Origin of the sequence: Nonomuraea sp. NPDC049141 (assembly GCF_040648415.1) — a bacterium.
Lineage (GTDB): Bacteria > Actinomycetota > Actinomycetes > Streptosporangiales > Streptosporangiaceae > Nonomuraea.
In genome coordinates, this window is record NZ_JBEZDR010000030.1 from 102,460 (window position 1) to 117,536 (window position 15,077).

Annotated in this window: 11 protein-coding genes; 4 read left to right on the forward strand and 7 right to left on the reverse strand. The window is 71.3% G+C overall.

Going from position 1 to position 15,077, the window contains the following annotated elements:
* Positions 1-8 precede the first annotated feature (8 nt).
* Complete coding sequence (locus AB0B91_RS56000) at positions 9-143, reverse strand: hypothetical protein (protein WP_281429040.1); 135 nt, start codon at positions 141-143, stop codon at positions 9-11.
* Between the two features lie 134 nt (positions 144-277).
* Complete coding sequence (locus AB0B91_RS56005; protein ID WP_358339910.1) at positions 278-1,891, reverse strand: hypothetical protein; 1,614 nt, start codon at positions 1,889-1,891, stop codon at positions 278-280.
* Between the two features lie 80 nt (positions 1,892-1,971).
* On the opposite strand from AB0B91_RS56005, the gene AB0B91_RS56010 reads away from it, so the two are divergent.
* Positions 1,972-3,816 (forward strand): hypothetical protein, encoded by a 1,845-nt coding sequence (locus AB0B91_RS56010; protein WP_358339911.1) that lies wholly within the window; start codon positions 1,972-1,974, stop codon positions 3,814-3,816.
* A gap of 81 nt (positions 3,817-3,897) precedes the next feature.
* Here AB0B91_RS56010 and AB0B91_RS56015 read toward each other — a convergent pair whose 3' ends face one another.
* Together AB0B91_RS56015 and AB0B91_RS56020 are read right to left on the reverse strand one after the other, a co-directional pair.
* Positions 3,898-6,075: an acyl-CoA dehydrogenase gene (locus tag AB0B91_RS56015; protein ID WP_358339912.1), complete on the reverse strand. Its 2,178-nt coding sequence runs from the start codon at positions 6,073-6,075 to the stop codon at positions 3,898-3,900.
* Positions 6,076-6,136: 61 nt separating this feature from the next.
* Positions 6,137-7,039 (reverse strand): hypothetical protein, encoded by a 903-nt coding sequence (locus AB0B91_RS56020; protein ID WP_358339913.1) that lies wholly within the window; start codon positions 7,037-7,039, stop codon positions 6,137-6,139.
* A gap of 79 nt (positions 7,040-7,118) precedes the next feature.
* Between AB0B91_RS56020 and AB0B91_RS56025 the strand changes: the two genes are divergently transcribed.
* From AB0B91_RS56025 to AB0B91_RS56035, 3 genes are read left to right on the forward strand one after another with little or no spacing between them, the layout of a single operon-like run.
* Positions 7,119-8,555 (forward strand): AMP-binding protein, encoded by a 1,437-nt coding sequence (locus AB0B91_RS56025; RefSeq protein WP_358339914.1) that lies wholly within the window; start codon positions 7,119-7,121, stop codon positions 8,553-8,555.
* A gap of 50 nt (positions 8,556-8,605) precedes the next feature.
* The gene (locus AB0B91_RS56030) at positions 8,606-9,661 is read left to right on the forward strand and encodes a trypsin-like peptidase domain-containing protein (protein WP_358339915.1); all 1,056 of its coding nucleotides are present in this window, start codon (positions 8,606-8,608) and stop codon (positions 9,659-9,661) included.
* Positions 9,662-9,704: 43 nt separating this feature from the next.
* Positions 9,705-10,667 carry a winged helix-turn-helix domain-containing protein gene (locus AB0B91_RS56035; protein ID WP_358339916.1) on the forward strand — a complete coding sequence of 321 codons (963 nt, stop codon included), beginning with the start codon at positions 9,705-9,707 and terminating at the stop codon, positions 10,665-10,667.
* Here AB0B91_RS56035 and AB0B91_RS56040 read toward each other — a convergent pair.
* From AB0B91_RS56040 to AB0B91_RS56050, 3 genes are all read right to left on the reverse strand, one after another.
* Entirely contained in the window at positions 10,657-11,214 is a 558-nt protein-coding gene (locus AB0B91_RS56040) for an OmpA family protein (protein ID WP_358339917.1), read from the reverse strand. The genes AB0B91_RS56035 and AB0B91_RS56040 overlap by 11 nt on opposite strands.
* Positions 11,198-11,794: a hypothetical protein gene (locus tag AB0B91_RS56045; RefSeq protein WP_358339918.1), complete on the reverse strand. Its 597-nt coding sequence runs from the start codon at positions 11,792-11,794 to the stop codon at positions 11,198-11,200. The genes AB0B91_RS56040 and AB0B91_RS56045 overlap by 17 nt, the downstream gene beginning before the upstream one ends.
* Positions 11,795-11,921: 127 nt before the next feature.
* Positions 11,922-15,071, reverse strand: a complete 3,150-nt coding sequence (locus AB0B91_RS56050) for a BTAD domain-containing putative transcriptional regulator (RefSeq protein WP_358339919.1) — start codon at positions 15,069-15,071, stop codon at positions 11,922-11,924.
* Positions 15,072-15,077 lie beyond the last annotated feature (6 nt).

Here is a 15,077-nt window from a genome sequence, read left to right on the forward strand (position 1 = left end):
GGCTCGGACTACCGGTCGCCGTAGTTGTAGAGCGGCTTGTTGACGGGCGTCGCGGTGGCCCCGGTGAAGGAGACGGTGGTAACCGTCGCGACCAGCGCGGCGACGGCGACACCGATGATCGCTGCTAAGAGGATCTTGATCACGGGGGGTTCCTCCTCGAGCGGCAAATGAACGGGCCTCACAAACCTAGAACCAATTCTTGCTACTCGGAAGTAGCTCTACGAAATCTTAATAAATCCGCTGATCAACGGACTTGGTCTTATCAAAACCGTACAAATTAGCCGTCGAGTCGGTACAGTCTCAGGTCATCTATGGCCACAAGCAGGCTCGCTCCGCTGAGCCAGCCGTCGAACCGCCGCCGCTCGGCCGGCGTGCCCGCGTCGACTACAACGTACCGGAAGCCCGCTGCGGCCAGGTCTGGCGAGGGTGCTTCTAGTACGCGTTCTACCGCGCGGGACCTCGTGTCCTCGGCCCCGACGACCATGTTCCCGACGCGTACGGAGTCGTTGGCGACCACGTTCCGCCCCGGCACGGCGAAGTAGCGCTGCGCCGGGTCGAGCACCGCCCGGTCCCCGTTCCAGGGGAACCTCCGGTAGGACTCGAACGGCAGCACCAGCACGTCCCCCGGCCGCGGATCCCGGCGGATCACCTCGCGGGCCTGGCTCCAGCTCTCCGGGTAGCTCACGGCCCGCAGCGCCCCCGCCCCGCCCCAGGCCAGGGTCGGCAGCACGGCCAGGGGAACGAGCACCATCAAACCGGCCCAACGCCCGGCTTTCTCCGTCAGGGCGCCGAGTCCGAGCGCGGCCAGCAGGGCGAGCGGCGCGACGAACTGCTGCGCGTCCCTGAACACCGCGAACCCGCCCCACACCCCCACCAGCCACCTGAACGCCACGCGCCCCGGCTCGGTCACCCCCAGACAGGCGATCCCGAACCCGATGGCCGCCGCCACCCCCAGCCCTCTCGGCCGGTCCTTCATCAGCACGAATCCCACGATCCCCGCCACGGCCAGCGCCAGCCGCGCCACCGAGCCCACCGCCGTCTCGTACCCGGCCGGAACGGCGTTGGCGTTCCAGATCCCGCCCAGCGACAGCAGGCTGCCCACCGCCCCGAACGGCCCGTCCGCCCTGGCCGCGAACGCGTCCACGCCCACCGGATCCCCGCTCAGCCCGCCCGGCCGCAGGAGCGCGAGCAGCAGCCACGGCAGGCTGACGGCCAGCAGCACCACTCCCACCCGGACGCGCCGGCCCGCGACCTGCAGCGCCGTGAGGGGGCCGACGTGATCCGGCCTGGCCCGCAGCGCCGTGCGGAGGCCGGTGTGGTCCGGCTTGGCCGGCCGCGCTGTGAGGGGGCCGACGCGGTCCGGCCTGACCGGCAGCGCCGTGAGGGCGGTGACGGTCATGGCCGCGAAGCCGCCGACGGCGGCGGGCAGCACGGCGGGCAGCAGCCCGCGCCCCGCGCGGACCGCGCGCACCACCCACGGCAGGCCCGCGTACCCCAGCAGCAGCGCCCACTGCCCCATCAGCAGCCGCTCGGCCACGTACGGGTTCCACACGTAGTACGCCCCGGCCACCAGCCGGGCCCCGAGGAAACCCGCGGGCACGAGCAGCGCGGCACCCGAACAACCCAGCACGAAGATCCCCAGCAGGATCGCCTTCTGCACCAGCTCGGCCGGGAGCACGGAGGCCAGCGCGGTGACCACGGCGTCGCTGGGCACCACCCGCGGCGCCCCGCCGGCGAGCCCGAACGTGAAGCGCGAGAAGGCCGGGTCCGGCACGAAGACCATGTCCTGCACGAGGACGAAACCCCAGCCCAGAGCGGGTCCGAGGGCGAGGCAGCCGAGGGCGAGACCGAGCACGGCCGACAGCGGTCCTGCTCGGGTCGTGTGCGGCATCCCGCTATGACATCACAACCGCACAACGACCATTCCGCATAAATCCCACCAATGGCTACGCTTCCGGCTGAGGGGGCGGGGTGGCGACGAGCGATACGACGGTGGGCGCACGTCATTGGCTGCGCGGTGGCGACGCCGTGGTGGCCGCTGCCCTGGTGATGATCGCCGTACAGCTGGTGTGGAAGTTCGGCCTGGTCAGGCGTACGTACTTCCGCCAGGACGACTTCACCTTCATCGCCCGCGGCCTGGAGCACGACCTGACGTGGGACTACCTCATGCGGGTCGACTACGGCCACCTGGTGCCCGGCCCGTTCGCGATCCAGTGGGCGATGGGCCGGTTGGGCGTCTACAACGACGTCCTCGCGCATGTCGTGACGATCAGCCTGCTGGGCGCGGCGAGCCTGGCCCTGCTCCGGCTGCTGCGGCTGCTGTTCGGGGCGCGCCCGGCCATCCTGGTGCCGCTGGCGTTCTACCTGCTGACCCCGATGACGATCTCGTCGCTGTCGTGGTGGGCGGTGGTGATCGAGACGCTGCCGTTCCAGATCGCGCTGCCGATGGCGCTCTGCTCGCACGTCCTCTACACCAGGACGGGCCGGTTCAGGCACGCGCTGGCCGCTGCGGGCTGGACGGTGTTCGCGATGGCGTTCTTCGTCAAGGCGCCGTTCATCCTGGTGCTGGCCCTCGCGCTGAGCGTGGGCTGGCTCGGCTGGCGGGGGCAGTGGCGGGCCTGGCTGCTCTACGCGGGCGTGCTCACCGTCTACGCGGGCGTGTTCTTCCGCCAGCTCCTCACCTCCGTGCAGCTCACCAACGACACGATCCAGCCCACCCTGCCCGACGCGGGGCTGGCGGCGCGCTTCGCCTGGACGCTGCTGTCCAGCTCGCTGGTACCGACGTCTCTGGGCGGGCCCTGGCAGTGGTTACCGATCGGCGAGGACTACGCGACCGCGGCGCCGCCGCCCACGGCGGTCTGGGCCGGGCTCGGCGTCGCGGTGGTCGTGCTGGCGGTCTCCGTGTTCTTCAGGCGGCGGGCCTGGCTGGCGTGGCTGGTGCTGCTCGCCTACTTCACGCTCGCCGACGTGGTGCCCGTCATGATCGGCCGGATCCAGCAGCTCGGCCCGGACCTGAGCGGCGCCGAACTCCGCTACGTCTCCTCCACGGCCATGGTCGTGGCGATCGCCATCGGGCTGGCGTTCATCCCGCTCGCCGGTGAGGAACGCCCCTGGCTGCGGGTCTGGCCGCGCCTCAGGTTCGTCTGGCTGCCGCTGACCGCCGCGTTCGCGCTCGGCTCGGTCTGGTCGGTCACCGCGTACGGCCGCCTGCCGCTCGGCGCGCACGTCAAGAGCTACGTCGAGACCGGCAGGCTGGCGCTCAAGCGCGTCCCGGACAACGCGGTCGTGCTCGACACGCACGTGCCCGCCAAGGTCGTCTATCCGATCTTCTTCTACGACTACGCGCTGGCCTCGAAGGTGCTCGGGCCGATCGCGTCACACCCGGTGACCTGGACCAGGCGGCTCAGCGGCCCGATACGCAACCCGCTGATCTTCGACCAGGAGGGCCGGCTGCGCCCGGTGAGCATCGACGGCCTGACGGTCCCCGCGCGGGCCTCCGGCTGCACGCCGGTCGGCGCGCGCGAGGTCCGCTTCCCGCTGCCGGTGCGGCTGCCCGAGGGCGAGTGGACGGTCCAGGTCGGCTATCTCAACCCGGCCGCCACCCGGCTGTCGGTACGGCTCGGCACCGCGGAGGCCGACACCCCGGCGGAGAAGGGCTTCGGCTGGACGTTCGCCGCGACCAACGGCGGCGGGACCGAGCTCGTCATCCGTACGCTGAACGGCCCGGCCGCCTGCCTCGGTGAAATCAAGATCGGCATCCCGAGACCGTGGCGCGACGGCACGCCGAGCCCGCTCCAGCCGGTCAATCCCTCCTGAGGCCCCGTAGAGGGCCGGGCTCCTCCACGAGCCGGGTCGTTTCCCAAAACCCAGCCGTTTCCCAGAGCCCGGCCCCCGCCGTCATTTGCCCGGCTCGGGGTCCCTGGGCAGGCCGAGCATGCGCTCCCCGATGATGTTCAGCTGCACCTCCGTGGTGCCGCCGTAGATGGTCATCGCCCGGGTGGCGAGCACCGCACGGTTCCAGTAGCCGGCGTCGCCGAGCGTCATGTCGGCGGCCACCACGGCCGCGGACCCCAGCAGTTCCACCGCGGACTCCGAGACGTGCTGGGCGTGCGCGGTCGACAGCAGCTTGCGTACCGAGGCGTCCGCGCCGGGCTCGCCCCCCGCCAGTTGCTTGAGCGTCACGCGCAGCGACAGCGCGTTGATGGAGTGCCCCTCGCAGATCACCTGCGCGACCTGGTACGCCTCGACCGGCGACAGCTCCCGCCCGAGCCGCCCCACCAGCCCGAGCAGGTCCGGCACGGACGCCCCGGTGCCGCCCGACCCGGACGAGAGCGAGACCCGCTCGTTCGACAGCGTGTTGCGGGCGACCTTCCAGCCCTGGCCGACCTCGCCCACGACCAGCTCGTCGGGCACGAACACGTCGTCCAGGAAGACCTCGTTGAACAGGTTCTCGCCGGTCATCTCGGTCAGCGGCCGGACCGTGACCCCCGGCGCCTTCATGTCGACCAGGAAGTAGGTGATGCCCTCGTGCTTGGAGCCCTCGGAGGAGTTGCGGGCGATGCAGATGCCCCACTCGGCGACGTGCGCGACCGAGGTCCAGACCTTCTGGCCGTTGAGCTTCCAGCCGCCCTCGACCTTCTCCGCCTTCATCTGCAGCGAAGCCAGGTCGGACCCGGCGCCGGGCTCGGAGAAGAGCTGGCACCAGATCATCTCGCCGCTGAGCGTCTTGAGCAGGAAGCGTTCCTGCTGCTCGGGCGTACCGTACGAGACGATGGACGGCACCACCCAGGCACCGATGATCATCGCGGGCAGCTTCACCCGCGCGGCCTTGAGCTCCTGCGCGATCAGCACCTGCTCCAGCGGCTTGGCGCCGCGGCCCCAGGGCTTCGGCAGGTGCGGCATGACCAGGCCGCCCGCGGCCAGCGCCCGCTTCTGCTCCTTGCCCTCCAGCTCCTTCAGCGCCGCGACCTCCGCGCGGATCGACTCGCGCAGCTCCTCGGCGTCCTCGGGGAGGTCGATCTCCATCTCGCGGGTGACGCCCTGCAGGGCGAGCGCGGTGACGGTGGCCGCCCACTCGGCCGACGAGCCGAGCACCGCGCGGAGCGTGAGCGCGCGGCGGTAGTAGAGGTGCACGTCGTGCTCGTAGGTGTAGCCGATGCCGCCGAAGGTCTGGATCGCGTCCTTGGCACACTGTACGGCCGCGTCGGGAGCCATCACCGCGGCGATCGCGGCGGCGTAGTCCAGCTCCTTGCCGTCGGCGCGGGTGGCGTCCCAGACGGTGGCGCGCGCCTGCTCCAGCGCCACGAGCATGCGGGACAGCTTGTGCTTGATGCCCTGGAACTGGCCGATCGGGCGGCCGAACTGGACGCGGACCTTCGCGTAGTCGGCGGCGGCCGTCACGCACCAGGAGGCCAGGCCCGCGGCCTCGGCGCCGAGCAGGATCGCGGCGAGATTGCGCACGTCGGAGCTCTGGACGCCGCCCAGGATGCCCAAGTCGGGCACCAGCACCTCCGACAGCTCCACCCTGGCCACCGGCCTGGTCAGGTCGAGGGACTTGATCTCCGTGACGGTGGCGGACGAGGCGTCGACGATGACCCATTCCTCGCCCTCGGCCGTGGAGACCGGCAGCACCAGCACGTCGGCCAGCGAGGCGCCGAGCACGGGCTCGGCCGTACCGGAGACGATCAGCGCGCCGTCCTCGGCGAGGGTCCCGGTCAGCGTGCCGGTCAGCGCGACCGCGGCGGTGAGCGTGCCGTCGGCGAACGACTCCAGGTGCTCGGGCCGCTTGGAGGCGTTGATCACCGCACTGGCCAGCACGGTCGGCACGTACGGCCCCGGCGTCATCCGCTCGGCCAGCGCCTCGACGGCGACCGCGGTCTCCAGCAGCCCGTAACCGGAGCCGCCGGCCCACTCGGGCAGGTGCAGGCCGAGCAGCCCCTGCTCGGCGAGCCCCGGCCAGAAGGCGGGACGCCCATCCGAGCCGGATCGCAGCAGCTCGGCGGGGATGTTCCGGTCCGCCCAGCCGCTCACCGACTCGTGGAGCGCCTCGTGTTCCTCGCTCAACCCGATCGCCATCGCACATCCTCCAGCCAGGCCCGACATATGCCAGAACCATATTCTAGAGCATGCTTCTGAACTAGAGGGTCCGGACGCCCAGCACGATCGTGTTCAGGTCACGGTAGTGCGACTTGCCGCTCTGGGGGATCGATGCGAGCAGCATCGCCGGCTTGGTCTTCCCCACCTCGTGGATCGACACGATGGCCTGCGACGTCTTCTGCTTGCCCGAGACCGTGTAGGTGACCTTGTAGCCGAGCATCCAGCCCTTGCCCACCGGCACCTTCTGCGATCCGGTCCAGGCGAGCGTCGCGCCCGCCGGATACTGCGTGCGCAGCGACCAGTTGACGGCCCTGACGGCGAGCTCGCGGTAGTCGGCGGTCTTGGCCGGCTTGGTCTTCGGGGTGGCGCCGGGGAGCATCGCCGAGGCGATCACCGTGTGCGGGACGGCCACCTTGCCGACGCGCTGGGCGATGGCGAACGGCGCGAACGACTTGGCCGTCCACGGCAGCCCCAGGCGCGGGTAGCTGATCCCGGTCGCCAGGTCGGAGATCGTGCCGATCGTGACGGTCGCCGTCCCGGACTGCTGGGGGTAGGCGAGGTTCTTCGGCACCGCCGGAACCGCGGTCGCCGACGGCTTGGGCGAGGCGGAGGCCCCCGGCACCGGCGAAACCGGGGCGACCTGCCGCGGTGCCTGCCGCGCGTCCTTCGGCACGTCGCCGGAGAAGATCACGAACACCAGCATGACCGCCAGCACGGTCGCGATGATGGCGCCGATCAGGTAGACGACCTTGATCGGGACGTCGCCGATCCGGGCGAGCAGCCCGCCCTTGAGCGGCGGGGGCGGCGGAGGCAGAGGTGGGAGCGGCGCGAGCGGCTCCGGCGGCCGGGAGACCGTGACCGTCTCGTCCGTAGGCAGAACGATCTTCCTGAACGGGGTGGTGGGAGAGTCCGAGGATGGTATCTGGTCACCGACGTCCGCCATGGCTTTCAGGTTACGTCACGAAGCAGCGGGATAATTCCGCTATTCCCCGTGCAGAATCTAGTTCTGTATGGTCACGGGCATGAGAGGTTTCTACGAGATCGCCGCCGCCGACGCCGGACGTCCCGCCCTGCTGGGCCCCGACGGCGCGACCTACGGTGAGCTGCTCTCTCGCGCCAACCAGGCGTCCCACGGCCTGGCCGCGCGCGGGGTGGCGCGAGGCGACTCGGTGGTGACCGTGCTCAGGAACGGGCTCGACGCCCTGACCATGATGCTCGCGACGTACCAGATCGGCGCGTATCACGTACCGGTCAACTGGCACTTCACCGACGAGGAGATCGCCTACATCGTGGCCGACTGCGGCGCGAAGGCGGTGGTCTCCCCCGCCGCGCTCACCGTCGGCGAGCTCGTGACCGGTCAGCCGGACAGCGCGCCGGAGCACCGGCGGGCCGGGTCGATGATGCTCTACACCTCCGGCACCACGGGGCGGCCGAAGGGCGTGCGCAGACGGCTGCTCGATCTGACGCCCGAGGAGCTCTATCCGATCCTCATGCGCAAGAGCTGGACGCACTTCCGGCTGCCGGTCGGGGGTGTGCACCTGGTGTGCTCGCAGCTCTACCACTCGGCGCCGTACGGGCAGGCGATGATGGCGTTGCAGCTCGGGCACTCGATCGTGGCGCCGGAGCGGTTCGACGCGGCCGAGACCCTGCGGCTGGTCGAGCGGTATCGGGTGACGAACGCGTTCATGGTGCCCACGATGTTTCACCGACTGCTGGCCGTAGCGGATCGGGAGACGTACGACCTGTCCTCGCTCACGCACCTCTACCATGGCGCGGCGCCGTGCCCGCCCGCGACCAAGCAGGCCATGATCGACTGGCTCGGGCCCGTGCTGTGGGAGTACTACGGCTCCACCGAGGCGGCCGTGGCCACCATGGTGTCGTCGGCGGAGTGGCTGGCCCGGCCGGGCACGGTCGGCAGGGCCCTCGACGGCATGACGTTCACGATCGTCGGCGACGGCGGCGAGGAGGTCGCGCCCGGCGAACCGGGGCTGGTCTACATCGGCGGCGTCAACCGCTTCGAGTACCACGGCGACCCCGGCAAGACGGCGGCCGCCATGCGCGGGCCCGCCTACACACCCGGAGACATCGGTTACCTGGACGACGAGGGCTACCTGTTCCTCCTCGACCGCAGGACCGACCTGATCATCTCGGGCGGCGTCAACATCTATCCCGCCGAGATCGAGGCGGTACTGCTCGAACACCCCTCCGTGGCCGACGTCGCGGTGATCGGCGTGCCCGACCCCGAGTGGGGCCAGCGGGTCGTCGCGCTCGTCCAGCCCACCGCGGGAGCCGAGACCGGCGGGCTCACCACCGAGCTGATGCGGCACTGCGCGCCGCGGCTCGCCAAGCTGAAGCACCCGCGGGTCATCGAGTTCCGCGACACGCTGCCGCGTACGCCTACGGGCAAGCTGAGCAGGCGTAACGTCCGCGAGGCGTATCTTTCCCGGCTTCCCGGCTGAGCGGGGCACCGCCTCCGCATGAGCCTCGCTGAGCGGGGCACTAGCCCTGCATGAGCAAGGTCGCCGTGGCGACCGCCGCCGCCATGCTGCTGGTCGCATGCTCGGCCCCGGCACCCACCACCATCACCACTATCCCGCCCTCATCGGTGACGCCGTCTCCCTCCGAGGTGTCCGCGCCGCCACTGGAGCTGTCCTACGAGCGCGTCATCCAGCGGGTGCTGCCGTCGATCGTGCAGATCACCACCAAGGAGGGGCTCGGCTCGGGCATCGTGTACGACTCGGCGGGCCACATCCTCACCAACGCGCACGTCGTGGGTTCCGCCACCCGGATGGACGTGACGCTGGCCACCGGCAGCGCTTCGCGCAAGGCCCGGCTCGTCAAGAGCTTCAGCGGCGGCGACCTGGCGGTCATCAAGGTGGACGACCCGAAGGGGCTGACACCGGCCAGGTTCGGCGACTCGTCGAAGCTCCGGGTCGGCCAGTTCGTCCTCGCCATGGGCAACCCGCTGGGGCTGTCGGGCAGCGTCACCGACGGCATCATCTCGGCGCTGGGCCGTACCGTGAGCGAGCCGCAGGAACCCGGCTCGCCCGGCGCGACGATCAGCGGCGCGATCCAGACGTCGGCGGCGATCAACCCCGGCAACAGCGGCGGCGCCCTGGTCGACCTGTCCGGGCAGGTCATCGGCATCCCGACGCTCGCGGCGACGGACCCGGACCTCGGCGGCGGGGCCGCGCCGGGCATCGGGTTCGCGATCCCGAGCAACACCGCGACGGACATCGCCGCTCAGATCGTCCGCTACGGCAAGGTCACCAACAGCCACCGGGCCGCGCTCGGCATCAGGGGCAGCACGATCATCGGTGACAACGGCCAGCTGGCCGGGGTCGCCGTGGCCAAGGTCGACAAGGGCGGCCCGGCCGAGAAGGCCGGGATCCAGCCCGGTGACGTGATCATCTCCGTCAACGGCAAGGACACGGCGACACTGCCCGTACTCGCCCAGGAGCTGTCCGCGCTCAAGCCGGGGCAGCAGGTCAAGGTGGAGGTCGTCAAGGAGGACGACTCGACCAAGACGGTCACCGTCACCCTGGGCACTCTGCCGGGCGATTGACGCTCGCTAGGATGACCGTTCTTTTCGTCGGGAGGCGGAACGGATGGCGCATCTCGAGTGCACGCCCGAGGACCTTGCGAAGGTCAGGTTCGGCCTGTCGCCGATGAGCCAGGTCGTCGGCGCGCTCAACGTGCTGAGCGGCCAGCACGTACCGCCCGGCCTGCCCATCTGGACGGCCCGCGTGCGCGACCGTTACGAGCGGCTGCTGGCGGACAGTCCGGTGCTGCGGGCCCTGATCCGGCTGCATCGGGTGACCGACTACGCGCCCGACTTCTACTGCGTGCCACCCGAGGGCGTGGACGTCACCTTCGAGCGGGAACTGGCCGCCGTCCGGCGGACGCCCGCCGCCCGGGCCGCCGCCGACCTGCGGCTCAGCCATCGGGGCCGGGCGGTCGATCCGGCGCTCGACGTTCCCGACGTCCCCGTGCGGGTCGCCGGCGCGCTCGAAGCGTTCTGGAACGAGCTGCTCGCCCCTGATTGGCCCCGGCTGCGCGCCCTGCTGGAGCGCGACATCGTGCGGCGGGCGGGGCGGCTCGCGGTGTACGGCTGGACGGAGGTGTTCGGCCGCCTGGGCATCGACATGGCGTTGAAGGAGGAGCGCATCCTGCTCGGCAAGGTCGGCGGGGCCTCGCACCGGCTCGGTGGCGTGGGCGTGGTGCTGATGCCGAACGCGTTCGGCGCCACGTACGTCTACCTCGATCCGCCGCGCGCGTACGGCCTCACCTATCCCGCGCACGGGGTCGCCGCGCTCTGGGAGCGGGGCTCGCCCGCCGCCGACGGCCTGGTCGCGCTGCTCGGGCGGGGCCGGGCGGCCGTGCTCGCCGCGCTCGACAGCCCGGCCAGCACCAGCCAGCTCGTCGCCCAGCTCTCGATGACGCTCGGGGGCGTGGGCGGCCATCTGGCCGTGCTGCGCAGGGCGGGCCTGGTCTCGCGTACGCGCAGCGGCCGATCGGTGCTGTACAGCCGTACCCCGATGGGCGACGGGCTGGCCGAGCTCACTGCTTGACGGTGAAGACCAGCTCCACCCGGCGGTTCTTGGCCCGGTTCGCGGCGACGGGCTTGCCGTCGACGATGTTGGGCGCCTTCGGGCGGCTCTCGCCGTACCCCTTCGCCTGGAGGTCCTCGTCGCCGCCGGTCAGCAGGCCGCGCATGGCCTGCTGTACGGCCTGCGCCCGGCGCTGTGACAGCGTGACGTTGTAGGCGTCGGTGCCCTGGTCGTCGGTGTGCCCCTCGACCTTCACGACACCCCCGGCGCCCTCCGCGTCGATCTTTCGCGCCACCTCCTGGAGCCGCTTTCTCGCCTCGGCGGTCAGCACCCACTTGTCCACCGCGAACAGCACGTCACTGGTGAGCGCCACCGTGACCTGCTTGCCGAGCTTGGTCTCGCTCTCGGTGCCGTCGAGCGACTCGACCTCGCCGATGATGTCCTCGACGGGGAGCACGAGGTCTTCCACCGGGCCGGTGGCGTTGACGGGCGGAGCCGGGCTCGGGGTCGGGGACAGGACCGTTGGGGACAGGACGAGGGCCAGCGCGACGCTAAGAGATCGGAACATCGGTGAACACGCCCATCATCGGCATCTCGACATTGATCTTCGTGACGTCCGGCGGCGGGGCGGCGAAGACCGCGTAGAGCGTGGTGGCGTCGCCGGACTCCAGGAACTGCCCCTGAGTGCCCGAGCAGACGCACTTGGCGTCCTCGCCCGTGCCGTTGCGGGCGACGCGGTAGCGCTTGGCGTTGACCGGGTCGATCAGGGAGACGGCCGACACCGTGAAGTCGAGCGTGCCGCTGCCCATGCCGTTGTGCAGGTTGACCTTGCCGTCGGTGGCGGTGACGGTCCAGTTGAGGCTGATCGTCCTGCCCTGCCGCTTGAGCGCGGTGATGTCGACGCGGGCCTTGCCGTACTGACCGCCCGACCCGACTTTGGTCTCCCGGCTCGCGATCGCCTTGGTCTCCTGCGGGGGTGCGGTCTGCTGCTGTTCGGCGGAGGCTTTGAGCTCGGTGGGCCGCGCGGTTGGCGCGGCCTCGCTGGTCTGGCCCGTCTGCTCCTCGCCGCTGCCGCCCTGCTGGCCAGGGAGCATCCCGCAGCCGGTCAACGCGACCGCCGCGACGGCCAGCGCGATCGTCTTCCGCATGTTCTGATCACCTTTGCCGGTAGGGGTGGAACTTGTGGGCCGACGGTAGCCGGGCGACCTTCAGGATCCGCATAGTCCTGCGGACTCCGACTAAATCCGCAGGCCACGGACCCCGCAGACCGCGCGCCTAGATCCGCAGGCCGCGGCGTCTGCGCAGCTCTTGCGACAGAAGCTCGACCTCGGCGCTCCGGGGCTCACCGAAGCTGTCAGACTCTCCCATAACACGCGCAAGCCCATCAACCGCAGCATCAATCTCATCAAGGTCGAGGTGCGCTTTTATGCGGATAATCAGGGCTTTTGCGGCGTTTCTCCGGTCGCCGTGAGCCGTGAACGTCGCCTCAGCCTCGCCGGCCAGCCTGGCCGCCTGCTCCGGATCACCCTCGGCGGCTGCGACGTCGGCCAGCACGAGCAGACCGGCCGCCTCCGGCAGCCGGTCACCGAGGCGCCGGTTGATCCTGATCCGCCGCTCGGCGCAGTCGCGCGCCCGGGCGTAGTGGTGGGCGCCGAGGTGCAGCCTGGCCAGGTCGAGCAGGGCTTCCGCCTCTCCGCGCGGGTCGCCCAAGTCGCCGTACGCGTCCAGGCTCCGTTCGACCAACCCCACATCGCCGCGTACGACACCCAGAGCCCGCAGCGCGTCGGCCGTGCCGCGCCGATCACCGGCCTCCTCGAACACCTGAAGACATCTGGCCAGCGCGCGTTCCGCCTCGGCCGGACGCCGCTCGACCAGACCGAGCCGCAACATGATCCGGGCCAGCTCCAGCCCCTCGACCAGCGGCTGAGCGGCCCTCAGCGCGGCCGCGGCGGACTCGGGACGACCTTCCGCCCGATGGAGATCGGCCAGCCCCCGCAACAGCAGCGCCTCACCTTCCCGATGCCCCGCCGCCCGCGCCGAGTCGAGACCGGTGGCGGCGGTGACGTGCCAGTCGTCGTGATGCGCGCCCAGCTCGAACAGCGGAGTCAGATAGAAGGCCAACCGCCAGGCCGCCTCGTGCAGCCCGGCCCGATGAAAGTCCCCTACGGCCGCCACGAGGAACCGTCGCTCAGCACTCAACCACCGAGCGTCGGCCCGCAACCGCCCCGTCTCCAACGCCCACCCACCGGTCCACCCCACGCTCCGGTCCGCCACCCACCCGAAGCTCGGCTCCCCCACCCAGCCCGAACCGGGTTCCGGAGTCCCATCACCCGACCAACGCGCCTCGCGACCCCGCGCCTCTGACCACCGCGAACCGGGCCCCAGACCCCGTACTCCCGACGATCCCGAACCGGACTCCAGCACCTGTTCCGCGGTGCGGGCCAGGGTGCGGCCTGAGCCGGGTTCGGCGGGGAGCAGGGCTGTTCTGGCTTGCCGGGTTCGGTCGAGGATCTCGCCCGCGAGCTCGGCCAGCACCGCTGCCGGGCCTCCGTCCTCGGCGGCCAGGCGTTCGGCGGCGTACAGGCGGGTCAGGTCGTGCCAGCCGTACCGCTCGCCGCCTGCCTCGTCGAGGCCGCGTGACTGGAGCAGGCCAGCCTCAGCCAGGGGCTCCAGATCGGCGCCGAGCGCCCAGGACGCGAAGTCGGGCGCGGACAGGGCGCCCAGCCTGCGCAACAGCCGCCGCTCGGAGTCGGCCAGCCCCTGGTAACCGAGCGCCAAGCTGCCGCGGACGGCCAGGTCGCCCGCGCTCAGCTCGTCCAGTCGTCGCCGCTCGTCACCCAGCCGTCCGGCCAGGTGTTCGAGGGTCCAGCCCGGTTTCCGTGCCAGGCGGGATCCGGCGATGCGCAGGGCCAGGGGCAGACCATCACAGAGCCGTACGATGCGCTCGGCGGCCGCCGGCTCGGCGTCGACCCGTTCACGGCCCACCACCTCGGCGAGCATGGCCACGGCCTCGCCGGGTTCGAAGACGCCCAGCTCGTACGCCCTGGCCGCCTCCAACCCCGCGAGCGGAGAACGGCTGGTCACCAGCGTCAGGCTGCCCGGACCGGTGGGGAGCAGCGGGCGTACCTGGGCCTCGTCCGTGGCGTCGTCGAGCACTACGAGGAGGCTGCGTTGGGCCGTTATACCGCGATAAAGGCGTACACGCTCCTCCGACGCGGCGGGCACAGCGCCGTCGGGGCAACCCAGGGATCGGAGCAGGTCTTCCAGCACGGCGCTGGGCTGCCGGTCGCGCAGCGACGCGTAGAGGCGGCCGTCGGGGAGGTCGATCATGGTGGCGGCACGCACGGCCACGGCGGATTTGCCGCATCCTGGCGGCCCGTGCACGACCAGGTGCACGGGGGCGTTCCTCTGCCCGGGCACTCCGGCGGCGATCCAGTCGAGGACGGCCACCCGCCCCGTGAAATCCGAAATATCCGGCGGTGCATCATTTATCGGCGAATGTCGCAGTCCATCGCCTACCTGCTGCCCGTCGCTTGTCGGCGGGTTCTGCGGCTCCTCGCTCGACAGCGCCCGCCGGTGTGCCTCGGCCAGTTCGGCGCCCGGCTCCAGGCCGAGCTCATCCACCAGCACGCGGCGGGCCTCCTGGTACGCCGCCAGTGCCTCCGCTCGCCGCCCGGCCTGGCGCAGCGCGTCGAGCAGCAGCGCCCACGCCCGCTCTCGCAGCGGGTACGCCCCGACGAGCGCCCGCAGCTCGCCGACGACCTCACCGCCTCTGCCCAGCAGCAGGTCCAGCTCCACACGTTCTTCGAGCGCGGTCAGGCGGAGCTCTTCCAGGGGTACGGCCCGTGTCCTGCGCAGGTAGGAGGACTCGATATCGGCCAGGGCGTCCCCTCGCCACAGCGCCAGCGCCGCCCGGAACCCCTCGACGGCCACCTCCGCCCGGCCCGCCTCCCTGGCCCGCCGAGCCTCGCTGACGAGCCGCTCGAACCGGTGGCAGTCGACCTCGTCCGGCTCGACCTCGATCAGGTAGCCGCCGGGGACGGTGGCGATCCCGTCGATGATCTTGCGCAACCCGCTGATGTAGACCCTGAGCACCGACTCCGCGGAGGCCGGCGGCCGGTCGTCCCACACCACGGCCATCAACCGCTCAATCGGCACCACCCGCCCTGCGGAGACCAGCAACGCGGCCAACACCGCCCGATGCTTCGCCGGCCCCGGCTGCAACTGCTGCCTCGGCTCCGGGTCGGCCTCCGGCCCTGGCCCGGGCTGCCGGTGCGGCTCCGACCCCGGCCCGGGCTGCCGATCCTGCTGCGCGTGCGGCTGCGACCCCGGCTGCGGCCCGCTTTCGACCCGGAGCGGTCCCAGTACCCGGAACCGGACAGGACTGTGTCCCTCCTCGTCGGGCAGCGCCGGGAATTTCGGCATTTGGGG